24 protein-coding genes are annotated in these 24,295 nt (G+C 60.1%); 17 read left to right on the top strand and 7 right to left on the bottom strand.

The window, feature by feature from the left end:
- Positions 1-4: 4 nt before the first annotated feature.
- From U4Y90_RS11245 to U4Y90_RS11210, 8 genes are read left to right on the top strand one after another with little or no spacing between them, the layout of a single operon-like run.
- Positions 5-643 (top strand): toxin co-regulated pilus biosynthesis Q family protein, encoded by a 639-nt coding sequence (locus U4Y90_RS11245; RefSeq protein WP_321794644.1) that lies wholly within the window; start codon positions 5-7, stop codon positions 641-643.
- A gap of 5 nt (positions 644-648) precedes the next feature.
- Entirely contained in the window at positions 649-2,277 is a 1,629-nt protein-coding gene (locus tag U4Y90_RS11240; RefSeq protein WP_321794643.1) for a type II secretory pathway protein, read from the top strand.
- Positions 2,278-2,296: 19 nt separating this feature from the next.
- Positions 2,297-3,577: a hypothetical protein gene (locus U4Y90_RS11235; protein ID WP_321794642.1), complete on the top strand. Its 1,281-nt coding sequence runs from the start codon at positions 2,297-2,299 to the stop codon at positions 3,575-3,577.
- Complete coding sequence (locus U4Y90_RS11230) at positions 3,564-4,181, top strand: hypothetical protein (RefSeq protein ID WP_321794641.1); 618 nt, start codon at positions 3,564-3,566, stop codon at positions 4,179-4,181. The genes U4Y90_RS11235 and U4Y90_RS11230 overlap by 14 nt, the downstream gene beginning before the upstream one ends.
- A gap of 2 nt (positions 4,182-4,183) precedes the next feature.
- Entirely contained in the window at positions 4,184-6,595 is a 2,412-nt protein-coding gene (locus U4Y90_RS11225; protein ID WP_321794640.1) for a GspE/PulE family protein, read from the top strand.
- 10 nt (positions 6,596-6,605) lie between these two features.
- Entirely contained in the window at positions 6,606-7,724 is a 1,119-nt protein-coding gene (locus tag U4Y90_RS11220; RefSeq protein ID WP_321794639.1) for a type II secretion system protein, read from the top strand.
- Positions 7,725-7,735: 11 nt separating this feature from the next.
- Positions 7,736-8,350, top strand: coding sequence for a hypothetical protein (locus tag U4Y90_RS11215; protein WP_321794638.1), 615 nt, complete (start codon positions 7,736-7,738; stop codon positions 8,348-8,350).
- Between the two features lie 33 nt (positions 8,351-8,383).
- Positions 8,384-9,670, top strand: a complete 1,287-nt coding sequence (locus U4Y90_RS11210) for a hypothetical protein (protein WP_321794637.1) — start codon at positions 8,384-8,386, stop codon at positions 9,668-9,670.
- 661 nt (positions 9,671-10,331) lie between these two features.
- Here the strand turns inward: U4Y90_RS11210 and U4Y90_RS11205 are convergent.
- From U4Y90_RS11205 to U4Y90_RS11175, 7 genes are all read right to left on the bottom strand, one after another.
- The gene (locus tag U4Y90_RS11205; RefSeq protein WP_321794636.1) at positions 10,332-11,453 is read right to left on the bottom strand and encodes a CAP domain-containing protein; all 1,122 of its coding nucleotides are present in this window, start codon (positions 11,451-11,453) and stop codon (positions 10,332-10,334) included.
- A 198-nt stretch (positions 11,454-11,651) separates the two neighbouring features.
- Entirely contained in the window at positions 11,652-12,023 is a 372-nt protein-coding gene (locus U4Y90_RS11200) for a hypothetical protein (protein WP_321794635.1), read from the bottom strand.
- A gap of 3 nt (positions 12,024-12,026) precedes the next feature.
- Positions 12,027-12,197 (bottom strand): hypothetical protein, encoded by a 171-nt coding sequence (locus tag U4Y90_RS11195; protein WP_321794634.1) that lies wholly within the window; start codon positions 12,195-12,197, stop codon positions 12,027-12,029.
- Between the two features lie 39 nt (positions 12,198-12,236).
- Positions 12,237-13,409, bottom strand: coding sequence for a FlhC family transcriptional regulator (locus U4Y90_RS11190; protein ID WP_321794633.1), 1,173 nt, complete (start codon positions 13,407-13,409; stop codon positions 12,237-12,239).
- An 81-nt stretch (positions 13,410-13,490) separates the two neighbouring features.
- Positions 13,491-14,750: a hypothetical protein gene (locus tag U4Y90_RS11185; RefSeq protein ID WP_321794632.1), complete on the bottom strand. Its 1,260-nt coding sequence runs from the start codon at positions 14,748-14,750 to the stop codon at positions 13,491-13,493.
- Between the two features lie 93 nt (positions 14,751-14,843).
- Complete coding sequence (locus U4Y90_RS11180; protein ID WP_321794631.1) at positions 14,844-15,230, bottom strand: hypothetical protein; 387 nt, start codon at positions 15,228-15,230, stop codon at positions 14,844-14,846.
- A gap of 28 nt (positions 15,231-15,258) precedes the next feature.
- Entirely contained in the window at positions 15,259-16,155 is an 897-nt protein-coding gene (locus U4Y90_RS11175) for a nuclease-related domain-containing protein (protein ID WP_321794630.1), read from the bottom strand.
- 373 nt (positions 16,156-16,528) lie between these two features.
- On the opposite strand from U4Y90_RS11175, the gene U4Y90_RS11170 reads away from it, so the two are divergent.
- From U4Y90_RS11170 to U4Y90_RS11130, 9 genes are all read left to right on the top strand, one after another.
- Positions 16,529-16,828, top strand: coding sequence for a hypothetical protein (locus U4Y90_RS11170; RefSeq protein ID WP_321794629.1), 300 nt, complete (start codon positions 16,529-16,531; stop codon positions 16,826-16,828).
- Positions 16,829-16,937: 109 nt separating this feature from the next.
- Positions 16,938-17,372 (top strand): hypothetical protein, encoded by a 435-nt coding sequence (locus U4Y90_RS11165; protein ID WP_321794628.1) that lies wholly within the window; start codon positions 16,938-16,940, stop codon positions 17,370-17,372.
- A 9-nt stretch (positions 17,373-17,381) separates the two neighbouring features.
- Complete coding sequence (locus U4Y90_RS11160; protein WP_321794627.1) at positions 17,382-18,170, top strand: hypothetical protein; 789 nt, start codon at positions 17,382-17,384, stop codon at positions 18,168-18,170.
- Positions 18,171-18,180: 10 nt separating this feature from the next.
- A complete protein-coding gene (locus tag U4Y90_RS11155) occupies positions 18,181-18,696 on the top strand; it encodes a single-stranded DNA-binding protein (protein ID WP_321794626.1) in 516 nt (171 codons plus the stop codon).
- Positions 18,697-18,950: 254 nt separating this feature from the next.
- Complete coding sequence (locus U4Y90_RS11150; protein WP_321794625.1) at positions 18,951-20,144, top strand: site-specific integrase; 1,194 nt, start codon at positions 18,951-18,953, stop codon at positions 20,142-20,144.
- Positions 20,141-20,830 carry a hypothetical protein gene (locus U4Y90_RS11145; protein WP_321794624.1) on the top strand — a complete coding sequence of 230 codons (690 nt, stop codon included), beginning with the start codon at positions 20,141-20,143 and terminating at the stop codon, positions 20,828-20,830. Before U4Y90_RS11150 ends, U4Y90_RS11145 begins: the two co-directional genes overlap by 4 nt.
- Positions 20,812-21,783: a tyrosine-type recombinase/integrase gene (locus U4Y90_RS11140; protein WP_321794623.1), complete on the top strand. Its 972-nt coding sequence runs from the start codon at positions 20,812-20,814 to the stop codon at positions 21,781-21,783. The genes U4Y90_RS11145 and U4Y90_RS11140 overlap by 19 nt, the downstream gene beginning before the upstream one ends.
- Positions 21,755-23,755, top strand: coding sequence for an integrase (locus U4Y90_RS11135; RefSeq protein WP_321794622.1), 2,001 nt, complete (start codon positions 21,755-21,757; stop codon positions 23,753-23,755). The genes U4Y90_RS11140 and U4Y90_RS11135 overlap by 29 nt, the downstream gene beginning before the upstream one ends.
- A complete protein-coding gene (locus U4Y90_RS11130; protein ID WP_321794621.1) occupies positions 23,755-24,174 on the top strand; it encodes a hypothetical protein in 420 nt (139 codons plus the stop codon). The genes U4Y90_RS11135 and U4Y90_RS11130 overlap by 1 nt, the downstream gene beginning before the upstream one ends.
- Positions 24,175-24,295 lie beyond the last annotated feature (121 nt).

Raw genomic sequence — 24,295 nt, 5'->3', positions numbered from 1 at the left:
CAACATGACGCCAATTTTCTCTCTTCAAACGCACCGCACCGCGCGCCTGTTTGCACAGTTGTTCGCTTGTCTCGCCTTGACGACGGTGGCAACGCTCGCAGCGGCAGCTGACCCCGATCAGTCTCGCATCGCCCCGCCGCCGGGCGACGGCTGGCAGATGCTCTCGGCACCCGCCGCACGGCCCGCGCCTGTTCAGGTGGCGATGGCCACGCCTGCAACCGTGGTCGCGCCGTCGGCGGCGGCTGGGGCCGTGCCCACGGCCTTGCCCGGCGACGCGACGACCGTCTCGGGCACTGTCGCGCCCAAGCCCGTCATCGCGTCGCTCGATGTCGCGGCCGTTGTTGTACCGGCTGCTGGCGCTTCGACCGGGCCGGGCGGAGTGCTGTCGCTCACCATCACGCCGCAAGACATCAACTTGCGTAACGCGCTCGATCGCTGGCTGCAACAGCAGGGCTGGCAACTCGCATGGAAGATCGATGACGATCTGCCGCTCGAGTTCAACGCTACTTTCTCGGGCGACTTCAAATCGGTCCTGACGCAACTCATGCAGGCCACCAATCACATGCGCACGCCCACGCGCGTTTGCAAGCACACCAACAACGTCATCCGCGTCGTCGCGCGCGCGGCCAACTGCCAAGAGTAATCGCCATGCGTCTAACAAAAATCAAATCCGCTGTCGCCATGCTCGTGGCCATCTCCCTCACCGGCTGTGCAGTGTCGCAATGGGATGTGAACCACGCCTATGACGCCGCCAATGCGGAAGGCGCCAAGGCGATGGGTAACGGCCCTGAGTCGATGGCGCTCGTGGAAGAGGTGCCGACCGCGTTCCTGGGCGACCGTCTGGTGCCTGTCGCCTATGAAGCGACGCTGCCCGCCATCTTCCGCGAGAAGACCGTCGTGTTTCCGGGCAATCTGCCGCTCTCGAAGATCGCGACGCTTGTGTCCAGTGCGACGGGCTATCCGGTGCACCTGAGCCCGGACGTGTTCATTCCGCGCGACGCGTTCATTCCGCGGACGAATGGGGTCGCTCCGACGCAACCGAGTTCGATGACCTCCGCGTCGCTCGCCAAGTCGAACGTGGAGCCGGTCTATGCGCAGCCCTGCAACTGCAAGGTCGGTCAGTACCTGCGCGGCGTGACGGAAAATCTCGGCCTCGACTGGTCGTTCGACGGCACGACCATCTCCATCAGCCGCTTTGTCACGAAGACGTTCACGATCGCGGCAATCCCCGGCAAGGTGTCGATCAAATCGCAGATGTCGAAAGGCACGGACACGTCGACCGGCAGTCAGGCGGGTGGGGCGACCGGCGGCATGGCAGGCAATACCGGTTCGTTCTCTTCGGTTACTTCAACAGGCCGCGACGGCACCTTCGATCAGATCGCCATCATTCAGTCGGAACTCGAGAAGCTCAAGTCTCCGCTGGGCGAAGTGGTCGTCAATCCGCACAGCCGACTCGTGCTGGTGCGCGATACGAAAGAAGCGGTCGATCGTATGGGCGCGCTGCTTGCCCGCGAGAATGCGATCTCGACACGTCAGATCGCGCTTCGGGTTCGCACGCTGCAGATCGATATGAGCGATGGCTCGCAAGCGGGCGTGAGTACTGACATTGTGTTCAACCGCATCTCAGACGGCTTGAAGAAATACGCGATTACGTTCACTTCTCCGGTGTCGCTGGCCACCGCCGCGGGGGGCACCGTTGGCCTCTCGGTGCTCAAACCCGGGTCGCCGTTGGAAGGCACGAACGCCATCATCAGCGGCTTGAACACGTTCGGGAAGACCGTCCAGGACAACACCCAGACAAAGATGACGCTCAACGGCTTGCCGGCGTCGATCGGCTCCTTCGAGACAAAGGGTTATCTTGCGGCCACGACACCGAGCGTTGGGTCGCTCACGGGCGGCACGTCGGGCGTCCCCGGCCTCCAGCCCGGATCAGTCACGGTCGGTGACTTCATCAATATTCTGCCCTCGGTGAACGACCACAACCAGATCATCCTGTCGTACTGGAGCGATAGCTCGAAGCTCAACGGGCCCTTCACGACCATCAGCACAGGATCGGGCGCGACGCTTCAACAGATCCAGCTCCCTGACATCATCGGTCAAAAGGACGATCAGACCATCGCATTGTCGGACGGTCAAACCGTTGTCCTGTACGGGGCGGTGGCGAACCGTTACGACGGCACCAGCAACAACGGTATCGCCGGTATGTCGGGCAACTGGAACAAGGGTCGAACCTTCCAGGTGATCATGCTGACCGCCACGGTCGTCCCGTCGATGTGAGCACGAGGTAAGCACACACATGCACTTCGAATCGATACCGGGAGAGAAGGGGGCGAAGCTCGTATTCGGGCTTGAGTGGCGGGCCTACTCGGCCAAGGGGGCGCGCGGGGAGCGTCGGCGCTACGCCCACGAACTGGGCGCCACGCACTACACCGAGATCAAGGCGAACGACGAAACGATCGCCGGATTCTGCACGCTCGAAGCGAATCAACGAAAGGGCGGCAAGCTGTATTCCGCGGCCGCGCGGATCGCCACGCTTGATCGGGTACGTCGCCGTCCGGCGGTCCTCGTGCTTATCCAGAACGAAGAGCGCGTGCATCTGGTGCTGGTTCAGCGTGGGGCAGTGACAGCCGATGAAGAACTGTCGCTCAATGCGCTCGCCGACCGGCGCGAGGAAATCGAGGACCAATGCGAGAAAGCCGGGTTGGCGCTCGCGACACTTGGATTCGGCGCGCAGCTTCATGCGGTCGATGAACGGTTCGAGCTTCGCGAGCTCCTCGTCGTCCGCAAGGTCGGTCTGGTCAAGAAAATGCCGGTCGCGGTCCCGACTGCGGTCCCGCTTCTGGTCATTCTTGCGGCGCTCTTCTTCGGGGGCAAGCAGGCCGTCGAAATGCTGAATCCACCGCCGCCTCCGCCGGCGCCGCCGCCCACGTTCATGCAGGAATATCAGACAGCCGTCACGCGCACGTTGGCCGCGCCCGCGCCGCTCGCGAAACTGCTTGGGCCGCAGTTGCTGGTCAAGTTTGGTGGCGAGGAGAGCAACATCGCCGGATGGCAGTTCGAGAAGGCGTCGTGCAACGCGACCGGACCCTGTGTCATCACCTACAAGCGGCAGGGCGGAACCTTCAAGGAATTCGATGCGCGCGCGCCGGAGTCGATCCGCCCGGTTCAGTTCAATGCCGACGGGTGGCACCTGACCACGCGCGGCCCCGAAGCGGACGAGGTGCAACGCGTGACGCTTGCTGATGAGCAATCGTGGCCGACGCAACAAGCGCTGATCAAGTCGTTACAGACCGAGCCGCAGAAGCTGTCGACGACACTCGACACGCTCAACAGCCACGGCTATGTCGTCGACATCAAACCGGCCGAGCGACTGATCGCGCGTCAGCCCATGGCGGGCGAGGTGCAAGGGCCGCTGGTGCACCGCGGCGCGTGGCAGATCGACGGCTACAAATGGCAGAGCACGCTGCTCGCGCGTTTGCCGGACAACATGGCGCTGGAGTCTCTGGACGTCCAGCTGAAAGAAGACGGCACCGGCGTGCACTTCACCGCGAAGGGTAAATACTATGTCCTCAACTAAATTCTCCCGGCAGTTTAGGTCCCAGGCTGCACTGATCGGCACGCTCCTGTTCGTAGCGAGCGGCGCGATCGCCCAGGAAAGTCATCTGACGCTCGACGACATCGACAAGCTCGCGCGGCAGAAGATCGTCGACTCGATGCGCAAGAGCGACAGTAGTGGCTCGGCGGCGGCGACCCCAGGTGTGGGATTGACTTCGCCTCTCGGCTCCCCCGCAACTGCAGCGCCCGTTATGGCCTCCGCGCCGGTTGCTCCGAGGGTTGTGCGGACGGCCCCGACAAAGCGGGTCATTCCGGCGACATTCGTTGGCGCGTACTCCGATATGTCCGGTGCCTATGTGCTCTATGACTATCAGGGTGCGACTTATACCGCCAGGCAAGGCGCGCGTCTGCTGAACGGCTGGACCGTGGCTTCGGTGGACGGCTTCACAGTCAATCTCGTCGACGGCAAGCGTAAATGGACCGAGACCATTGCGGCGCCCTCCGATCAACCGGTGGTCGCACCAGATAGTCCGTCGGTGAGGGCTATCAATGATCTCGGATCTCCGCTCCCTCCCGGTGGCCTGCCGACGGAGACTGCTTCCACCTTCGTTCCCTTCGTAAAATAATCATGGGTCTGTTCAGTCAAGAGGATCAGGACGCGCCCGAGCTGCGCGGTGGCTTCTTCAAGCGTTTGCGCGCACCTCGTCCCGGTTTCGTGGAAGGGACCAGCAGTGCTGAGCCAAAGCGCAAGCGCGAACGACAGGAGCCCGCGTCGAAGCGGAGTGAATCGCGCCGTGCGGCGTCGCCCGTTGACACCATCTCGCGCGCGACGAACCCACAAGTCATGTTTCTTGGCCGCGCGCTCTCCGGCGGGGAGATCGAGGACGTCGAAAGCACGACGATTGAAGAGTCGACCGTCGTCGACACGGGTTCAGCGACAAGCATCCCGGACTCGCACGCCTCGCATCGTGAAGATGAACCCGCCTCCCAACCGTTCGTGCCGCCCGTCTTTGAGCGACCCACGTTCGAGAGTCTGGCTGCTGGGATGAAGTCGGCTGAGGAGCGTAATTCGAACGGATCGCGGACGGAGCCGTCGATCGAGTCGCCGGCAGTGTCGGTGGTCGACGTCGCCGAGCCGTTTGTTGTGCCGAACAATGTGGCGAGCGGCGTGGCGGGCAGTGTGCCGACGATTCCCGAGACTCCGGAGGTCATGGTGTTCGGGACGGCAAAGCGTGCGACTGCCGCTCGCGTCGAGCGCGGGGGAGTTGAAGGCCCGCGCGCATCGGTTGATCCGTCCGCGCAGGCGCCCAAGGCATCAACTGCGATCGTCGTTGACGAGGCAGACGAGGAGGGCGACAGCGCCCGCACCGTTGGCCTGACGGCCGGGCGTCCGGAGCTTGTCTCCGCGGAGTCGTTGCCCGAGTTCAAGCGCATTCTCACAGGGGCAAGCGACGATGCAGCGCTGCGCATTCCGGCGGACGCGCGCAAGGAATTCGTCGCTGTTGAATTGCAGCCGGGGATTGCGATCGCCGTGGCGACAGCACGGTTCTGCGAGAAGGCCCAGTACGCTTCGTTCATCAAGGATCTCGGCAACAACGACATCCTCGTGCGCGAAGAGATGATCGCGAGCGAGGCGGTGATCGCGGCAATCTATTCAGGCAAGGCGGTTTCGACAGGCAACACAGGCGTGCGGGAAGCCAGCCGCGCGATCGGCAATTTCCGTGACATCATCGAAGCAGCCCATGCGTATGGCGCGAGTGATATTCACTTCGAGCCGCGCGAATACCACAACGAAGTGGAAGTGCGCTTTCGGGTGAACGGCGACATGTACACGTTCCGCCACATGCCCAAGGCCATTGTGCGGCGCGCGCTATTTGCGGCCTACAGCGACCTGGTTCAGCGCAACACCAACTCGGGCAACAGCTTTCAGCCCACCGCCCCTCAGTCGGCCATGATCCCGCTGGTCGTCAAGACCGACACCGTCAACCTGCGTTGGCAATCCTCGCCGCTGGTCGGCGGCTATGACGTGACGTTGCGTCTGCTCGACGGGAACTTCAAGAACTACAACGTGTTGCTGCCGAAGGACATGGGCTTCGAGCAGAGCCAGCTCGACCTGATCGAAACCCTGAATCATGTGAGCGGCGGCATCACGGCGCTCACGGGCGAGACCGGGTCCGGAAAGACGACGACGCTGCGCGCGCTTTCGTACTTGCTGCCCGACCGCGAAATGAAGAAGCAGTTCGCGGTCAACGAGCCCTCGGAATATCCGATGCCGTGGCTCTCGGATTATTCGATCATTCGCCGCCCCGACGAGACCGACGATGAAGCGAACCGGAAATACGCCGAAGTCATTCGCACACTCATGCGGCAGGACCCGGACGACCTGACCATCGGTGAAGTGCGGGACCGTGTGGTGATGGGCCTCGTGGCCGAACTAGCGTTGACCGGCCACCCGGTACGGTTCTCGCTGCACGCCAGCGACGTGATTGCGGCCGTGATGCGAATGGCCGGTGGCCGCCTGCAACTGCCGATCGACGAACTCGCGGCGGAAGGGTTCATCAATGCCGTGGGCAACCAGAAGCTCATTCCAACGTTGTGCGATCGCTGCAAGCTGCCGGCCGAAGATGTCATGGCGCCAGGCGACCTCGAGATCCTCCGGACCAAGTTCGGGCTCGATACCTCATGCATGGCGTGCCGCAACTACGAAGGCTGTCAACATTGCCGGCTCGACGGGCTGTTCACGCGTTTGGGCAAGGTCGCCGGCGGCACGAAGCGTCCGTCGCTTGCGGCCGAGCTATACCGCCCGACCCCGGAGTTTCTGGATCGTGTTGCGGAGCGCGACTGGGCCGGCGCGCGCCGGATTTGGCGTGGCGAACGTCGTACAGGCTTCGAAAACGCCGACATGACCGGAAAGACGCTATATGAACACGCTCTTTTCAAGTCTTCGCGCGGTTTGATTGACCCACAATTCATCAATCGGTCGATGCAGTCGTTCGCGCAATACAGCGTGATGCCCGGCGTCGACGGTCGAATGCTCTAACAGGTCCGTCATGTTCAACACGCTTGCCAAGATGCTTCCCGAGCGGCAGCAGATCAACGCTGCGCGCTGGCGCTTCCAGAAGGTGCGCGAGGATTTCTATCGCGAGACGCGCCTCGATATCGCGGCCAAAGGCCTGCGCAACACCGAGACGTTGTTCGATCGGCTCGAAACCTACGAGAAGCGCAATCGCTCACGCGGGTGCATCGAGTGGCGCGTGTTCGCGAGCATTCGGGAGACCATGCAGCGCGGCGAGAGCTTCTCGCACGCAATCAAACCATTCATCCCCGGCGATGAATATGCACTGCTCGACATCGCGGATGAGTCGGCGCGCGAGGATGCGGTCGTGCGCGGCTTCGAGCTCGCCGAAATGGCCGCGAAGGCGAAGCGCGTCTTGTCGTCAACGACTTCGGTGCAGATGGCCTATCCGGCGCTGCTGCTGGTCTATATGTACGCGTACTGCATGCTCTTCGGCGGCGTCATCTTTCCACAGGTGAAGGATGTTCGACCGCTTGAACAGTGGCCTGACCTCGGGCGCGTCCTCTATCACCTCGACACGTTCTGTTACGAGTATTGGTGGCTCACGCTGACCATCGTGATTTCTTTAGTGTTCGCCTACTTTTCGAGCCTCAAGCGCTGGGCGGGACCCCTGCGTGACCGGTTCGATCGCATGCCGCTGCTCTGGCGCAATCGGCGCGACCTGCGCGCGGCGCTCCTGATCGTTTCGTTGGCTGGGCTTTTCGATTCGAACCTGACCTTGCGGGCGGCGCTCGAGCGGTTGTTGAAGACTGCCGACCCTTGGCTCCGCTGGCACCTGATGACGATGAATCGGCGGCTCACCGCGCGCGCGGATGAGCCGATGCGCGCGCTCGACACGGGGATCTTCTCGGTGACGATCGTGGACACAATCACTGATGCGGCGGGGCGCGATCAGTTCGAACTGGCGATCAAGAGCCTGGGGCGCGAATCGCTCGATCGCGTGGTCGAGGCCGTCAAGCGCAACGCACGGCTCACGCATTACATGCTGCTCGGCTTCGCCGCCGCGCTCTTCCTGACTCTTGGCATTGGCTCGTACATCGTGACCGGCGCCGTCAACCTGACTTCGGGCAATCCCGCGGTTTCCACCTACTAAAAGGACTTCAAATGACCAAGGACCAAACTCAGGCATTGCGCGAGGAAGAGATGAAAGCTCGCCGGGCTCGCATTCTGAAAATTGCCCGCGCCAAGCGCCAGTCGGGCGAACTCTCGATGATCGAAGCCGGCGCGGTGATGGCGGGCGCTGCGCTGCTCGCGCTCGCGGTCTATGCAGGCGGGAAATACGTGCTCGATCTGATTCGCTCGTCGCAGTTCAAGAGCGAGGCGCAGATGTTCCACACGGGCATTCTGAATGCGACGCAAGCGGACGCTGACTTCTCTGGAGAGACGCTGAAGATCCTAGCGCAGAATCACGCGTTCGACTCGGCGGGTGCGCGTGTGGCAACCGATTACTCCTCGGTGAAGGGCATGTTCAACGGGACGCTGTCGACGACGGTGAGCACGCTCGTCACGGCGAACGACGCGCTCGTGTTGACCTATCCGGTAACGTCTTCGGTCTGCTCGATGAGCATTGCGGCGCTCTCGACCGTTTATACCCAGGTTGTCGTGAACGGCACTACGATCTCGGCGCCAACTACTGCTTTCAGCGCGTCGTCGGCAGCAACCGCGTGCGCCTCGGCGGGGGCGACCGCGTCGCTGGCCTTGTGGACCACGCGTACGTAAATCTGGGCGGCCGACATGGGAAGCATATTGGAGATGTTGATCGTCCTGGTCGGCGCAGCCTTGCTGACGGCGCAAGGGATTACGGAGGATATCGCAGCCAAGCGACAGAGCCTGTTGCAGATCGAAGGCCAAAACATGGCCTCGATCAACGCGGCGCTTGGCAGCTACATTACTAACAACTATGCGACGCTCGTTCCGGCGGGCTACTCGCAAACGACGGCCAGTCCGGTCAATCCTGCTAGTGTGCCGACACTCGCGCAGTTGAGCGCACAGAGCAATAACAAAATCGCCTTCAAGACGGGCCCGTTCTGGGGCGGCGCCTACCAGATAGCCTTGTCGATTGTGCCAGATAACTGCTCGACCGCATTGGGCAACTGTCACATCGCCTCGCAAATCTATCCGTCGCTTCCGCTGCTTAAAAGGGGCACTGCGGACATTGCGGGCGCGGGAACGCTGATCGCAACCGGTGGCAGTCAGTTCGGGTTCTCAAGCAACCGGACGCCGACCGTCATCACAGGCAATCAGGGGCAATGGACGCTGCCCAATCCCGCCGGCAACAAGGCTGGGATGATCCTGGCGATCAATGGCTTCGGGTCAGACGGGAACTCGCCCTATTATCGTCGCGACGGCGCGCTCCCGCTGACAGGCCCGATGGACGCTTCTGGTAACGACATAAATAACGCGGGCAACGTAACGCTCAAGGCTGGAAAAGTGCTGCAACTGCCGACAGGCAACAGTTTGCACATCGATAACGGCGCGATCTATTACGGCGACGGCACGAATGCCGCCGTTCGTACCAAAGGCGCGCTGTACATACAGAACTATCAGGGAACAGCGTCCGCGCCAGTCAACGTTGGAGACGTCAATTCGAGCGGGACGGTAAGCGCTAATGTCGTGACCACCAACGTTGCGAACATCAATGCGGCGGCCGCGAACTGCTCATGGAATGGCGTCACGATCCGCAACAACCAGCTTTTCGTGTGCAATAAGCGGGGGAACTGGGTTGGGGCGAGCAGCTTAGTCAGCAATCAGTCCGCGGATGCGCAATACAGCGGCTGGTACAACGGATGGGGCGTCTACCCGCCAGCTTGCGGTCCCGGCGGTTCGGCGTGGTACCGGATCACGCCGCAAACCATTACCACGGACTACTCAAACCACAATCCGCCGATCTCGGGTGCGCGCTACGCGATGGGCTGGAACGGGTCTCTGTGGATCCTCCAAATCTACAACGTGCTGGCCGATGGCGCGAACACGCTCGTTGCCGATCAGCTCGGACTGCAAGCACAGATCGACGTGGGTTGCGCCTACGCCAACCAATAAGGAAGGCAATGAAAATAAAAACGGCGGTCTCTCTGACGTTGATGGCAACGCTCAGTGCGATGTTGACCATCCCTGTCAGGTCGAATGCAGAATGGGTGCAGAATCCGATCGGCGTGCCCCGGGCGCCCGGTTGCGATCCGGGATACTCGTGGCAAAAGAGCGGCAATCGCTATCAATGCATGACTCCGCCGCCCAGTTGTGCATACGGTTTTGCTGCCGGTCCAGCGTGGAACGGAAGTTCGTGGGTCTACGCGTGTAATGCGCCGTCGCCTCCACCTCAGCCGCCGCAGTCACCTTTGGACCCTATCTCGAGTTGCGGAGAGGCGATGTCTGCTCGGGGGTTCTATGACTTCTATGGGGAACAAGAGGTAAAGAACTATACGCCCCCCAAACGTACTTTCTCGTGGATGGCACACGGACCGTACACTGACTCGGGCGACTCCTGCCAGGACCCAACCCATCTCTACATCATGTACTGCGTCGTCAATCCCGACAACACGGTGGTGTCTGTCGATTTTATGCCTCAGGCTGAGAACATTACTTGCGGCGGACAAGGCGGCAACTAGGAAGACGGCGACCGCCCAACTCGAAATTGAAGGCGATGAAAAAAGCGCCCCGAACTATCGGGGCGTTTTGCTAAGGGCGCGACCGCGGAAGGGGACTAGTTGGCTGCTGTCGTGAAGTTCCACGATGCCGATACCGTGGCGCCATTGCGGGCACCAACGAAGTTGACCGTGTAAGTCGTACTGGCCTTAAGCGCGGTCAACGGCAGCAGTACGGCCGTGCCGCTCGGCAGCTTATTGTTCGGATCAGCAACAACTGTCGCTGTGGATCCCGCCGTGGCTGCAGAGGGAACCAAAATGCGCGAGTCAACCACGGAGCCGGAGTTGTCCTTCAAGGTGTACTGAATCACTGTCAGCGTATCGACGCTTTGGACGGCGTTGACGCGGACGAGGATGGGGCGGCCGGGTGCTGAAACATCCACTGCCGGGTTAGGTGATTCCGTGCGCATCGCGCGCGCAACACCAATTTCACTTGTGTAAGGCGAATGAACGAGTGTTGTGGTTGAGATTTGCTGGCCGCCGAATGACGAAATAGAGTTTGCGCCCGGCGTACCCACGACGCCGGTTACTTCGCCGAAATCACTGCTGCAGGTGTAGATCGGATATGCCGTGGTGCCTGGCGTATAACCAAGTCCAACAGTTTCTTGGGTGTACGTCAGAGCCACTAAGTGATAGACCGATCCCAGGGCCTGTCCTACGCAGTCCGCAGCGGCTTCCGATGGACTAGCTGTTGCTACTCCTGCTGCGACGTTCTCGCCAACAAACTCCGTCGCTGGTGCGCCAGCTTTCTGCGCACGCGACAGCGGCGTGTCCTCATAGTAATTCGCGTTACCGGCCGCCTCGTTGTGTGAAAGTGCACTGATCACTCCGGTACTGAGGTTGGAAAACAAGTAAAGGGAGTGGGCTTGCGCCGACGTGTCCAGAATCGGATCTTGACTGAGCATGCCGACGCCCATCGCGCTACGATAGGCGTTGATCTGATTGAACGCCGCGATCTGGAAGGAATCGGCCGCGTAGGTTGGCGTCGCGACGGACGTGCGCGGAGCGATTCCCGACGTCGTTTGACTGCCAGTCGGTGCGCCTGTGCCGGACACAGATGCTGTGCCGGAGCTAGCATTGTCGCTGCCGCCACCGCCACCGCCACCGCCACCGCAAGCCGCCATCAACAGCGATGCAGCGATCCCGGCCATCGAGAGTTTGAAATTGTTCTTAATTGTCATGTGTTGGTCCGATCTAGTTGTTGCAGTCGCCCCTGCGATCTGCTTACTTTTATCTTATTGAGCCGAGTCCGAAGTCAAGTCGCCTCGGAATCCGCTTCCTCGTTGCGAAAAATGCTGTTGGCCCGCGGGCAGCGCACGCATTGTAATACCCGGTAAGATTCGCGAGTCGACGCACTGTTGCGGCCTCGCAACCGTTTGCTATCGATGCCGGAAGCGCGCCCTGAGCTTGTTGGCCCGCATCCCAACGAACGCTACGCACAGCACTACGCCGGCGGCGACTGGTTGTGATGTCCCAACCGTTGAAAGCAGGAAAGAGCCGCCCCACAGGAAAATCAGGAACGTTGTGAGTGCGGCGAACGGCTTGCTGTTCAAAACTGAGACGAAGCGCCATTTGCCTCCATGAAAGCGTTGTGAGAAAAGCAAATTGCTCTTCTCGAGATCGAAGATTTCGGGAGAGGAGGCTGCGCGATCGCTGCGATAGTGCCGCTCGTACCGCTGGAATCGCCCGTCCCCGCGGCCTTGAAGCCACGCGGCGACGCTGTCAGGAAAGAGGTAGGCGAAGTCACGCATGACTCAGTGCATCACGTCGGATTGGAACTCGACTGCACCTACCGCGTCGGGAATGCAGCGGCCGTCAGCCTCGGCATAGAACGCACCGGTCTCGCGATCGTGCCACCCGAACTGAGCGCGTCCGTCACGAGAGAAAATTACCAGCCCGGCCTCGACGGTGGATTCATGCGACATCGATTGAACCTCCATATCCATTCGGTTTAGGCTTTCGATTTACGTTTTTTTTTTTAGATCGAAGCGCGGTTTGAGGCTATAGCTGCAACCGGGGCAGACGAAGTCCTTGGCCAACTCGATCTTTCCTTCCCCGTTGGACAAGATATAGTCCGTACCGCATGTACGGCAGGGCGCCATCGTCAGGCGCGAGTCCATCGCCATCGAGCGGGTCAGGTGGTTCGCGCGATCCGCGGTGATCACGAGGTTTTCGCCGAACATTTTCGCGGCGATGTCGTTGGCGGCGATCAGTGCCTCGGGAATGCTGGCCTTATTCTCGAGCGCGCATCGGTACAGCCATACGAGCAGCGTGCCCTGCACGCGATTGACCGGAGTGTCGACATACCATGTAAGCGAACTGGGGTTGCAACCACAGGGTGAACTCACCCCATGGATTTGCTTGTACGTGTTACGAGTTTTCGTCTGGTTTAAGCCAAACAGGTTGGTGGCGGTCGATGCGCGGACGCCTTGCGTCATCAGCATCCGTGCGTAGACATCTCGCTTTGCACGATCCAGGCGAAGGTCCGACCAAAGATGTTTGTACGGCAGAGCAGTCGATTTGAGGCATGACGTGCTCATCAGGTAATGGGCGACAGACTCGTGCGTGAGCCACCCCGCACTGTATTCGGCCCAGAAGAGCCGCTCGTCGAAGCGCCATCTGAAAAGCGGGAACGTGATCGCGCCGATCGCCGCCTCAAGCCGGCCGATCGGCAAGTCCATGAGGTATTCGGCGAGTTCGAATGAAATGCCGAGCAACGGCGCGGCGAGTACGCTCATGTGAAGAACGTCTTTGAGCAAAGACACGTAGGTGCAGTTGTAGTGAAAGATATCGCGTGCGGTCAGCACGTCGATAGCAGGCATTGCTTTGGTCAATTGCTCGACCTTCGGGGACAGCAGCACGCCGTCAACAAAGGTTTCCCAGTCGCGGGGCTCTTGCAGAGCCGGGGAGAGGATGAGAAACGGCATGTTCATCAGCATCGCTTTCGGAAGCGCGTGCGCTTTGAACGTGTCCATGTTTTCGCGTGAAACGCCGAAGAAATCCTCTGCTTCGCGGTAACGGACGAGCACGTTGTGCATCACATCCGTGAGCGCGTAGTTGGTTCGCTGGATCTTCTCCGCAATGAACTTCGGAAGGGAGATTGTGGTCTCGACAGCATCGAGGGTGTTGGTCGACATAGTTTTTGTTTTTCGTTATTGAGCTTTGCCGGACGCGATTGATCGCGTCCGCCCCGTAGCTTTTGTGGTTGTATTGTTGTGTTACCGGCCAAGCGCCGCGTCCAGTTCCGAAACAGTCTTGCGCAGCATCGCCGCCAGTGCTTCCAAAAGAGGCGCGTGCTGGGCGGGCGTCTCGGACGCTTGCACAGCAAGTTGAGCGCTCGTCAGTTTCGCTGAGAAAACCTCGAAGGATGAAGAGACTTCCTGCAGCGAATCTTGAACCTTGTTCGCCGCTTTGAGCGCATCCACTTGCCTTTGGCGCTCCGCTTTGAGCTGCTCAAGGGCCGCCTTCTCTTCGTCGACGCGTTTCTCGATCTCAGCGAGTTCGTCGTTGCTCTTCTGAATCGATTCGGAGATGCTCTTGAAGCCAGCGGGCGCCGTCGGCTTCTCCACGACCTGCACCTCAGGCTTGCGATTGCGCAGCGCGTCGGCTTCGCGAGACAGCCGCTCGATTTCTTTGTCTTTGTCGGCGAGGTCCTTTTCCATGTTGCTTAAGCCGGCCTGCTTGCGCTTGTAGTGGTCGTCCATATCCGTGAGCTTCGCCTCTTTGGCGGCGAGCTCGCGAGCGCTGGCGGCGAGTTCGTTGCGCAGATGCTTTGCTTCGCTTTCGCACACAGAGAGCGCCGTTTTGGCGTCCTGGAGCTGTGAGTGGACGTTCAGCAGCTTGACCTCGCCATCTTTAATGACGGCGTCCTTTTTCTGCAGTTCTTGAAGCATGCGCTTGACATCCACGCGCGTCATGTCGGGATCCTCTTTCTTCTTGGCAAGAATCTCCGCGACTTGCTCGTCCGTGACGTGCTCGGCAGCCAGGATGTCCAGTTCGCCGACGTTAAACGTTCGAATGGCTTCGACGTTATCTGCAAACGCCTCGTAACAGCGCATATACTGCCGTGCCACAGAGCGCTTGACCCCGAGAGCGGTATCGAAAATCACGAACCCGAGCGTCGCTGCTTTGCGATTGATGGCGGTCGTGTCACCGGCCTTGGCGATCATGACGTTCTTGAGCATGTACATCGTGTTGAGCAGCTGCGCGCCAATGACTTCCAGGTCGGCCGCAATGCGGTCGCGCGCTTCGGCGACCGCCATCATGCTTTCGACAATCTGAACCGTTAGATCCGCGAACGCGGGATCGTTACCCAGCGCCTTCTTGACGGCGCGTTCGATGGTGTCGCGATGCGCTCGCTTCGGGTCGTGCTTCTCGAAAATGTCGTCCAGCGCGTCGTTGAACTCCACCGGGGGATGGATGATCGGGTGCTGGGGCTTGCTCAGTTGGGTGTTCTTGGACGTCTCGCCGTTTGGCATTTCTTCTCTCCAGATTCTGCGGCAGCACCACCCGGTGCTACTCAACACGCCGCGAAGACTTTTTGGATGCCCTCGCGGTCAAGCAAGGCTTGCTTATCGGCGCGACAAGAGCTCGCGGACGGTCATGGTGCTCGGGTCGAGGTCGGTTTCTCCGAATTGTTCGGCGAGTCTCATGTACTGCCGCGCGACTGCTCGGGACATCTCAAGCGATTGGGCGAGAAAGGCGGCGAAGAGTTTCTCGGCCGCGTCCTTGTTGGCCGCGAGGTTGTCCCCCATGACCGGAACCACGGCGGCCCTAATCAGGTGGAGACACTCTGAGAGCCGCGTCCCGATCGACATCAAATCGCCAGCGTCCGAGCGCCTGAGCGCGGCAAGTTCGGCCGCGTGGTTGGCCATCGCCGCGATCGTTTCGGACGTGTGGGCGTCGCCCATCACCCTCTGAGCCATCGCTGAGAAATCCTTCTCTTTCGATTCGTCCATCCTGAAACCTCGTATCCTGTGCAAGTAACTAATCGTAACGAGCGTCTCTCTGGGTTTTCGATCGAAAGACGCCTTTTTCACCCCCTCTTTCAATCCCAGTAAGGCAGAGCGGGGTAGAGTTGTGCGTTGTTAGCAAACGTTTAACGGCTTGATTTTGTCGCACTTTAGTAATAATTCTGACGGGATTCCCTAATCTGGTGCTTGCATGGGATGACAATTTGTGTCTCGGGTAAGGCGGCCATAACGGCGTCAATAACCTCGTCTTGTGCTTTTCGAGGGCAGCTGGCGAGCCGTCGGCGAACAGGAGAATCGCGTTTCTTGCAAGTTCGACGTGGACGGGTTTGGCTCCTTTGAACGCGTCGCGCTGCGTGCGAAGCCAATGAGGAAGGTCGCCTAAGCCAAGGAGATCAGCTGGTAAGTGGGGGTCGAGCACGGCCTCGGCCGATGTGAACAGTCCCGCACCATGAACCGGCCAGATCGGAGGCAACTGGCCGCGCAAGAATCGGAGCTTGCTGCGATTCTGTTCGATCGGGGAACGCCGCTCGTCTGTGAGCCCGCTTTGTGCCGTGCGCACGAGCTTTCCCACGTTCACCGACGGGGCGATGTAGCCCGACCAGTTTTTCGTTTCGAAGATGAAAATCCCAAAGGGCGTCACGGCAAGGCGGTCTATTTCCGCCGTCGGGAAGTCTGTGCCGGGTGCATGCTCGAGGACGAGCAGGCCGTCATGCAAATAGAAGTCGTTGCCACACAGCCCGGACAGCGTTTTGCGAAGCTGCGTCTGTGCCGCGGCTTCGCCGGCGGCACCGATCGCCTCCGAACGCCGGACTAAATGGGGAGAAGGAGAGGCGCCATACCTCTTCCGACTTCGTTTGCAACCGTGGTAGACGCAGTACGCTCCGACGGCGACGACGATTTCAAAAAACATGGTTGCTCCGTTTCCTTGATCTGTGGCCAGCATGACACTCCCACCGCGTTGTCAAGGCGCGCGAAGCGGCGCAACTGCAGTCGCTCTTTGAAAGACGGCATGTTTTTGCGAGCTTTTGCCCGCACTGGCTTGGCAGGGCCGCGTAAATTTCATCTCATCCCCGCGTCCTGAACGCATCGACGAGAGCATCGCGAAGTATTGCGACCGCTCGAATTTCTTCCCTCCGCACTGAGCTGCTTTCGCCACGCCTCATCGAGCCGTGACGAAAGCGTCTCTCCGCGCGCCGTTTTTCCCTGCTCATCGAGCATCGAAAACCATCCAGCGCTGTATTGGCTGGACATCCCCTTGTGCGTCAGTTTTTCTGGAGAGAAAAATGCCGAAGCAATTGGTTTCCAAGGCGATCAAATCGCCTGGCTGGTTGGTCGCTGTGTGTTTTGCGTTGTGGTTTGCAGCGCATTCGTTTTTCGCGTTTCTGTTTGTCTGCGCCGCGGTGGCTACATGGATCAAGCGATCCATCAAGACATCGCTGAAAGAGGAAACATTCGACGAGGCGAAGGCTGCAAAGGTGGTCGCGTCTGCTCCCGCCTCGGTGGAGGAGAAGGTCACGCCCATCAAGCGTCAGTACGCGAAATCCGCAGTGGTCATTCCATTTAAGACAGGTACCGACGACTAGTCGCTACGCCTGAACGTCGAGACAACCCTTCAGGGGTGGTCTTGATCCTCAACCCAACGGGAAACCATCCCGTTGCGGGCATGGGTTCCCGTTCACCCCGGAGATTCCCATGCATACTGAAGTCGCAGCATGGCAACTGGACATGTTCGACGCACCTCCCGCGCCGGTCACCCGTGCTCAGCCCAAGCCAGATCCCTTGTCCGATCCGCAGTTCTGGAGCGAGGCGGTGACAAACAAGATGGTCGACGCGCTCATCAGTCTCGCGACCGACAGCCGGCGCGGCGATAACATGCCTGAGTCCTTGATGGACTGCGCCGCGTTGTTCAGCGAGCGACTCAAAAACAGGAAAAAACTCGATCTCGAAGACTACCGGGCCACGCTCGGCTGGGTCATGGAGTTTTGGAACGGCGCACTGCCGTATCGATTCGTCTGCCAGATCAACGGTGTTGATCCGGAGCTCCTGCAAGACGTCATACTGAGCAACCCCCTGCTCAAGCGCGACATGGAAGAAGTGCGTCGCAACAGTTTCGGCACGCTGCTGTAGGAGACAGGCATGAGCGCATTCACGTTTGGTCGTCTGCTCGGCAGTCTCTTCGGCGCCGAATCCTCGGCGCAATCACGCGCGCACGCGACGCCAGACGCGGCGCCTATCGTGGTAGGACAAGGCGGACGCAACGAGCGTCATATCACCGTCGCGGGTCAAGCCATGCTCTTTCGCGATGAGGGGGGCGTGGTGGTGCAGTTTCGCCCGGCGTTCGACTTCGAGCTCAAGCAAACAACCGTTGGCATGAAGCTGATGCCCTCGCTCGCGCCGCACTGGGAAGTCCTCCGCGAGCATAAAGGCATGCTGACGGATGCGATCGCGGCCGCGATTAGGGAAGCTCAGCTACCCGAGTCGGAAGGCGGCCCATCGTCACCGGCGCCGAAGCCTGTTTCGGCGACGGCCCCAAAGTTGCGTCAGCGGGACGAAGCAATTGTCGACGCGGTCGTTTCTGCTCCGGCACCGCAAGCTAGCGAAACACCTCGACGGGTCGAGCGGCCGCGATATGGCGTGTTGAAAGAGTGGGGCGAGAAGCAGTTCCCCGACGGCAAACGGCCGGGAAAGACTTACGAGTCGTTCTGCATCACGCTCGTACACCGCGGAGAAATGCACGTTCTGCAGGGCGAGGGGCTTCGCGACGCCATCGCAGAAGCGCGCTGCGCAGTGGGCGACCGCGTCGAAGTCAGGCGCCTTGGCAAAACCAAAGTGCCTGCCGTTGATAAACGTGGAAATCCGAAGCTCGATGCCAGCGGCGCGCAAGTGCTGTGGGACAAATGGCTGTGGTCGATCAAGAAAACTTAAGGAGCCTCACATGGCATCAGTAAACAAGGTCATCCTCGTTGGCAACCTCGGGGCTGATCCCGAAACGCGTTATCTTCCGAGCGGCGATGCGGTCGCGAATATCCGGCTGGCTACGACGGATCGCTACAAGGACAAGTCCTCTGGCGAGATGAAGGAACTGACCGAGTGGCATCGGGTGGCGTTCTTTGGGCGCCTGGCGGAAATCGTCAATGAGTATCTGAAGAAAGGCTCGTCGGTGTACATCGAAGGCAGAATTCGCACGCGCAAGTGGACGGATCAAGCCGGACAGGAGCGTTATTCGACCGAGATTGTCGCAGACCAGATGCAGATGCTGGGCGGTCGTGCGAGCGGTGAGCGAAGCTCATCGAGCGCGGATGATTTCGAGACCCAGCGATCGCCACGTCAAGGTCGCTCCGAATCTTCCAGGCCGGCTCCCGCGAACTCCGCACCTGCGGCGTCGCAACCCTCGAGCGCTTACGGCGGAGGTGGCGGCTTCGACGACATGTCGGACGATATACCGTTCTGAGATTTCGTAACCGAGAGTGTAAAGATCAACCCCGCCTTAGTGCGGGGTTTTTCTTTATCTATAAGGGCCTGCGGGAAGTTGACAGTCTGCAACAGTAAACGAAGGGGTACCGCGGCTCGCGCGTTTTTGCGCTCACAAGCTGCGATGGTCAACTTCCGGCTGCGAACCTAAGCCGGACGGCCTTCAGCAAGCGTTGTCACGGAGAAGACGTAAACATTGCCTACGTTGAAATCGACTGCTTGAGGGGAGGCTCCATGAGCGCGCGATTCCACGTTGTCGTGATTCGACATCCGGGTGGTGAGCGTCTGCCCGCATTGCTCGACGCTGATCGACAACCTGTCCCATGGATTAATGTCTACCTGATTAGGCGCCTCCGCCTGCGGCTCTCAGCGAATAGCCTGATCAAGACGCTGTATGTGCTCGGTCAGTTGTGGGCCTGGTCGATATCCGAGCAATTCCCGCTTCAGGCGCGACTTGTTTCCGGCCAAGGTTTGAGTCAGGATGAGATCGTGAGCCGTTTGTATCCGTGGTTGCGGCGTAATTTCCATACGTCGGGCAAAGTGACCAAGCTCGTGGTCGCGCCGAGCACCGTAGCCTTCCGACTCAATGTCGTCGCGAAATGCGTTACCTGGCACCTCGAGTGTGCGATGTCAGCTTTGCCTGTTGGTTCACCTGAGATCGCGGACATTCAGTCGAGAGTCAACTTTACTCAGCGTTGTTTCGCAACGCTCTCTCAAGCCGGACGGACCTCGGCCGAGCATGCCACTCCGTTATCCTCGGAGCAGTTGGACCGGCTCATCAAGGTCTGCAATCCAGACTCTCCCGAAAGTCCTTGGAAGCCGCCTTATCGGCAGCGCAACTACCTCATCGTTCTGCTCTTAGCGATGCTGGGCGTGCGGCGAGGAGAGATGCTCAAGCTGCGGGTCTCAGATTGTTTGCTGTCGGGCGATGCTCCCGCCGTGCGCATCGTGCGGGCACCCGATGATCCCGCAGATCCGCGGGTCGTCGAGCCGCAAGTCAAAACAGAGTCAAGACACGTTCCGTGCGACCGGTCTCTGGCACGAGAACTCAATGATTACATCTGCCACTCTCGTCGGCGTATTCCAGGTGCATCGCGCACGCCCTTCTTGTTCTTGAATCGCAACGGCAGCCCGTTGAGCCTTGTGCGTGTCAACGGGATTCTCAGCCAAATTGCGGCGTGTCATCCCGAATTCGAGCATCTCCATCCACATCGGCTGAGAAGCACGTGTGCCACCGAGTTCCGGGCGGCCGGCCTCGCCAATGGGCTCGACGACGAACGTGTGACGCGGAACATGATGTACTTCTTCGGATGGCGTTCGCCTGAATCGGTCAAGCCTTATATCGACGCTGCTATCCGACGAGAGGCGTACGAGATCGGGTTGAGCTATCAGCTAGCGTTGTTTGCCCGGTCGGGGAGGCCATCATGACCAACGACGAAGTGAACCGGGCAATGGAGACACACCTGCAGCGTCATGGACTGCCTCCATTGCCCGAAGGCGAGATCGATCGAGACGGTAGGAGAATGGACCTAAGCGCTGCAACGTGGAGATGCAACGTCGCAACTGCTCACATCGCCATCAATTGGTCGCGACTCAACGTGAGCAACGTCATCGTAAGCTATGCGCTTCGGCGCTGGGCCATCATGCTCATGACGCAAAAATCAGGGGCTACCGTCTGGCGGAGTGTAGAGACGACAGCGAGCGTGCTTGCTGGGAGGGCGGCAAGAAGTCGAAGAATTGCCTCTCCACGGCAGGCGAGCCTGTGGCAGCGCTTAGCCGAAATTGACGAACCCCAACATCTTTGCCCCGCATTGAGTGCTGTCATGAGCAGCGCGGTCCAAACGTTGCGCGAATCCAAAGAACTTGGAAGGTTCTACGTGATCCGTAGTTGGTACGTTTGGTGCGCAGAAATGCTCACTTGCCTCGGATTTGACAAGTCGGTCGCGCAGGATCTCGATGAAATAAAGGTTCCCGCCCGCCCGTCACGATTGGCTGTAGAGCTCGAGGACGAAGACTGTGGCCCACTATGGGACGTCGAAGTGACGTTGTACGTCGAGCGCTTATTGATGACGCGTCGATGGAACGGGCTCACGTCATGCAGCGCGTGGCGATAGCACTTGGTTTTGCATATGGGCGCAATCCCGCCAACTTCTGTCTGTTGCGCGAGACCGACCTGCGCAATTCGCTTGAGGGATTTGCCGTGCCTGCACAGTGGGTGCTGGCCATTCCAAGAATCAAAAAGCGGGGCTTAGGAGCACGACAGGCATTCGTCGAAGAGCGTGTGAGCGAAGAGTTGCTGACGCTGTTGAAGCAATTGCTCGAGGTCAATAAAGCTGTCGACTGTGGACGCTACCCCAGACCGCTCTTCATGCGAGATCGGATAGATAAGTGGCGCCAAGACACCGACATGGGCGAGTTCGCGTACCACGTGACGTCCAATCAGTTCTCCGAGTTGGTCAGCGGCTTCGCGCAACGCATGCGCCTCGTCTCGCCGCGCACGTCGCGTCCCATGCGGATCGCGCCGCGCCGGTTGCGATACACGTTCGCCACAACCATGGCGGAGCTAGGCGTATCGAGAGGCATGCTGGCGACGATGCTTGACCACTCCGATATGCAACACGTCCACGTTTATTACGCGCTAAAAGGTCGGCGCATGACGCGCATCCTCGATCGCGCAGCGGCGCTGAGGCTCGGACCGCTGATGGACTTGTTTAGAGGCCGGATCGTCCAGTCGAACGATCACGCCATCAACGGCGAGCGACGCGACAAGGATGTCGTCTTTGTTGGCGACATGACGGCGATCGCCCCAGTCGATATCGGCGCATGTGGCAAGAGCGGTTTGTGCGCGCTGGATCCGCCGTTCTCCTGCTACGTGTGTCCCAAGTTCCAACCCTATGCGCAGGCGGACCACCGCGCCGTGCTCGATGCGTTGCTCGCGGGTCGCGAAGAACGGGCGGAACGATACGGAACCCGCATCGCGGTGCAACTTGACGAAGTCATCTACGCGGTTGCTCAGGTTGTACAGACGGTTGATGGTCATGTTCACGGAATCCGTAAGAAGACGTAAGTCGATGGCGGCGCCCTCATGCGCGATCGAGGCAAGCTCTGAGAACTGGCTTGTCAATCAAGCGACGCTAATTGCTCACGCGCAGGCCGCCATTCCCTTCGCGGGCGTCGAGTGGAAGAGCGTGATCTGGGATGTGTCGGAAACGTACCGACATCGCTTGCGTGGCTATAAAGCCAGCAGGCCCGTGCAGCGACTACTGTTCACGCGACATGGGACACGACCGCGCGAGTTGGGCGAGGCATTGGGCGGCCCATTTGGCGACGTGGTGAAAGCGCTGGTCTGCACGCGGCACCGTCAGCGTGGCCAGTGTGCAATCAGCCATATGGTGTTCGTACGCGCCACGCGCTACGTGTATGAGGCGCTGGCCGATCGCGCGTACGAGATCAGCGAACTGAGCGCCGATCATCTGGACGCTGCGGCGGCCGTGCTCTTCGGGCGCGAATGCGAGTCCTCGGCCTACAAGGTAATAGGCCACATGGAAGAGTTCGCCGATATGCTCGATCGCAATGGCTTGTGCCGGCTTCGGCTTGACTGGCGTTACCGTCGCAAGGTTCGGCCTTGCTTCTCCAGCGATAGCCGACGCCCGGGGAACGTTGGCAGCGCCAAGCCGCGCGACCGCCTTCCGGATGAACGGGCAATTCACGCCATCGGCGCGCTGTACCAGAATATCCCCCGTGACATTCCTCCAACCGATGCTGCGAGTGCCGATCGACTCCTCGTGCTGGTTGTGACACTGATGGTGTGTACTGGGTTGCGTGTCGGGGAAGTGCTGACGCTGCCGGCGCGGCCGCTATCACTGGCTGAAGATGGCAGCAAGACGTTACGGTACGCACGACTCAAAGGTCGAGCCGATGACGTGACCGTCGAGTGGACACAAAAGCCGCTGCTCACGGAGACCGAGGCGCTCGTCGAAGTAGTGCTTGACGAGCTTCACGCGGCGACCGAAGGCGCGCGCGAGGTGGCGCGTCGGTATCACGAAACGGATGAACTGCTTGCTGATGTGCGCTGTGCGAATGAACTCGACAGCGCTGAATTGCCGGCGTTGCTTGGCCTCAAAAGCAGAAACGTCGCAGAGTTCATTCAGCGTCGCGAGATTCCATATACGATCGTGGGCAGAAGAATACGGGTAAGCCGAACAGATTTACTCAAGGGTCTGCTGCAAGATCACTGGACGAAGCCAGTCATACCGGGCCGCCCCGGATCCGGTCTGGCGCTGCATGAGGCGCTTTGCGTGGTCTATGCCAACCAGATGCACCGCGGCCGCAAAACCACACTCACCTATGCGGCACGTCCCATTACCGATCAGAACGTCAGCGACTTCCTGGGTGGCCGGGGTGAACGTGCGTCGGCCTTCGAACGTCACAAGATGGTGATGGCGGATGGGGCGAGCATCGATATCCGCTCACACGGCTTCTGCCACTTCCTCAATCACCTGCTGGATGAAGGCGGTGCGCCGGACTTAGTCCAGACGAAGTGGTTCGGCCGCAAGTACCCGGCAGACACGAGGGCCTACCAGCACATGACGGCCGTCGAGCGTGCCGCGCAGGTGGTGAGCGAGGTCATGGGTGGCCGAATGAAAGGCGTAGTCGCCGATATCGCCGGAACGCTTCCAGCCGATCGTGCGCAGACGTTTCTCGCGGCCCGAATTCATGCGGTGCATGACGTCGGCCCAGGTATGTGTTTGCACGACTTCCAGATGTCACCGTGTCCACGGCATCTGCAGTGTACGGTCGACTGCAATGACTACGTCTGGCGTGAAGGCGACCTCGAACGTGCCGACGAGCTCAAGCGTCAGGCCGCGGTCGTCAGCATCAGCTTGGGGACGACCCGCGAGCTTGCACATGACGGCGTCATGGCGCCGGACTGGGTCACGCACTTGCAGTCCAAGTATGTCCAGCTGATGACCCAGCTGGCGTTGCTGGGCGTCGACGAGGCTGATCTCGCACGCTATATCGAAGGAGGAGGCCCGTGATGGTCAGATCGATCCGTGCCAACGCAAAACTCGACGAAGGCAAGATTGCCAGCATCATCGCTGAATTGCAGCGCTGGAGGGCTGGAGAGTTGGGTCGAAACCTGACGTGGGGGCGCATTGAGGAATGCTCGGGCTACACGCGGCAGGCGTTGAGCCGCCATCCACCGATCCTGCGAGCCTATCAGGCGGCCAAGCGCGCGCTGGACAAGCCGAAGCGTCGTTCCCTGACGCGATCGACCAGTGACGAGATCCTGTACCTCGATCAGATGATCCGGAGCTTGCGTGAGCAGCTCAGCCATTACGAGGCAGCCGAGCGGGCGTGGATCGAACGCTGGCAGCGTATTGCCTACCACTGCTCACGGCGAGGACTGAGTGTTGACGAGTTGGACGGGCCGATCGACGAGCAGCATCGACGATAACGCATTGCCTCGAAGCAGCACTCGAGTTCGGCGAGCTGCACGAAAGTTAAAAGCGCGTATGAATTCGTCTTCATTCCGCGCTCCTTCATCGTAGGCGGCATCTAAACTGGCTTCACTCCCG

The organism is Caballeronia sp. J97 (genome assembly GCF_905220305.1).
Lineage (GTDB): Bacteria > Pseudomonadota > Gammaproteobacteria > Burkholderiales > Burkholderiaceae > Caballeronia.
The sequence above is the reverse complement of the archived record's forward strand: the minus strand, read 5'-3'. Positions and strand labels throughout refer to the sequence as shown.

Excerpts from the sequence above, each read along its gene's own strand:
- U4Y90_RS11245 (WP_321794644.1), top strand. The coding sequence starts at position 5 with ATGACGCCAATTTTCTCTCTTCAAACGCACCGCACCGCGCGCCTGTTT.
- U4Y90_RS11240 (WP_321794643.1), top strand. The coding sequence starts at position 649 with ATGCGTCTAACAAAAATCAAATCCGCTGTCGCCATGCTCGTGGCCATC.
- U4Y90_RS11235 (WP_321794642.1), top strand. The coding sequence starts at position 2,297 with ATGCACTTCGAATCGATACCGGGAGAGAAGGGGGCGAAGCTCGTATTC.
- U4Y90_RS11230 (WP_321794641.1), top strand. The coding sequence starts at position 3,564 with ATGTCCTCAACTAAATTCTCCCGGCAGTTTAGGTCCCAGGCTGCACTG.
- U4Y90_RS11225 (WP_321794640.1), top strand. The coding sequence starts at position 4,184 with ATGGGTCTGTTCAGTCAAGAGGATCAGGACGCGCCCGAGCTGCGCGGT.
- U4Y90_RS11220 (WP_321794639.1), top strand. The coding sequence starts at position 6,606 with ATGTTCAACACGCTTGCCAAGATGCTTCCCGAGCGGCAGCAGATCAAC.
- U4Y90_RS11215 (WP_321794638.1), top strand. The coding sequence starts at position 7,736 with ATGACCAAGGACCAAACTCAGGCATTGCGCGAGGAAGAGATGAAAGCT.
- U4Y90_RS11210 (WP_321794637.1), top strand. The coding sequence starts at position 8,384 with ATGTTGATCGTCCTGGTCGGCGCAGCCTTGCTGACGGCGCAAGGGATT.
- U4Y90_RS11205 (WP_321794636.1), bottom strand. The coding sequence starts at position 11,453 with ATGACAATTAAGAACAATTTCAAACTCTCGATGGCCGGGATCGCTGCA.
- U4Y90_RS11200 (WP_321794635.1), bottom strand. The coding sequence starts at position 12,023 with ATGCGTGACTTCGCCTACCTCTTTCCTGACAGCGTCGCCGCGTGGCTT.
- U4Y90_RS11195 (WP_321794634.1), bottom strand. The coding sequence starts at position 12,197 with ATGTCGCATGAATCCACCGTCGAGGCCGGGCTGGTAATTTTCTCTCGT.
- U4Y90_RS11190 (WP_321794633.1), bottom strand. The coding sequence starts at position 13,409 with ATGTCGACCAACACCCTCGATGCTGTCGAGACCACAATCTCCCTTCCG.
- U4Y90_RS11185 (WP_321794632.1), bottom strand. The coding sequence starts at position 14,750 with ATGCCAAACGGCGAGACGTCCAAGAACACCCAACTGAGCAAGCCCCAG.
- U4Y90_RS11180 (WP_321794631.1), bottom strand. The coding sequence starts at position 15,230 with ATGGACGAATCGAAAGAGAAGGATTTCTCAGCGATGGCTCAGAGGGTG.
- U4Y90_RS11175 (WP_321794630.1), bottom strand. The coding sequence starts at position 16,155 with ATGTTTTTTGAAATCGTCGTCGCCGTCGGAGCGTACTGCGTCTACCAC.
- U4Y90_RS11170 (WP_321794629.1), top strand. The coding sequence starts at position 16,529 with ATGCCGAAGCAATTGGTTTCCAAGGCGATCAAATCGCCTGGCTGGTTG.
- U4Y90_RS11165 (WP_321794628.1), top strand. The coding sequence starts at position 16,938 with ATGCATACTGAAGTCGCAGCATGGCAACTGGACATGTTCGACGCACCT.
- U4Y90_RS11160 (WP_321794627.1), top strand. The coding sequence starts at position 17,382 with ATGAGCGCATTCACGTTTGGTCGTCTGCTCGGCAGTCTCTTCGGCGCC.
- U4Y90_RS11155 (WP_321794626.1), top strand. The coding sequence starts at position 18,181 with ATGGCATCAGTAAACAAGGTCATCCTCGTTGGCAACCTCGGGGCTGAT.
- U4Y90_RS11150 (WP_321794625.1), top strand. The coding sequence starts at position 18,951 with ATGAGCGCGCGATTCCACGTTGTCGTGATTCGACATCCGGGTGGTGAG.
- U4Y90_RS11145 (WP_321794624.1), top strand. The coding sequence starts at position 20,141 with ATGACCAACGACGAAGTGAACCGGGCAATGGAGACACACCTGCAGCGT.
- U4Y90_RS11140 (WP_321794623.1), top strand. The coding sequence starts at position 20,812 with ATGCAGCGCGTGGCGATAGCACTTGGTTTTGCATATGGGCGCAATCCC.
- U4Y90_RS11135 (WP_321794622.1), top strand. The coding sequence starts at position 21,755 with ATGTTCACGGAATCCGTAAGAAGACGTAAGTCGATGGCGGCGCCCTCA.
- U4Y90_RS11130 (WP_321794621.1), top strand. The coding sequence starts at position 23,755 with ATGGTCAGATCGATCCGTGCCAACGCAAAACTCGACGAAGGCAAGATT.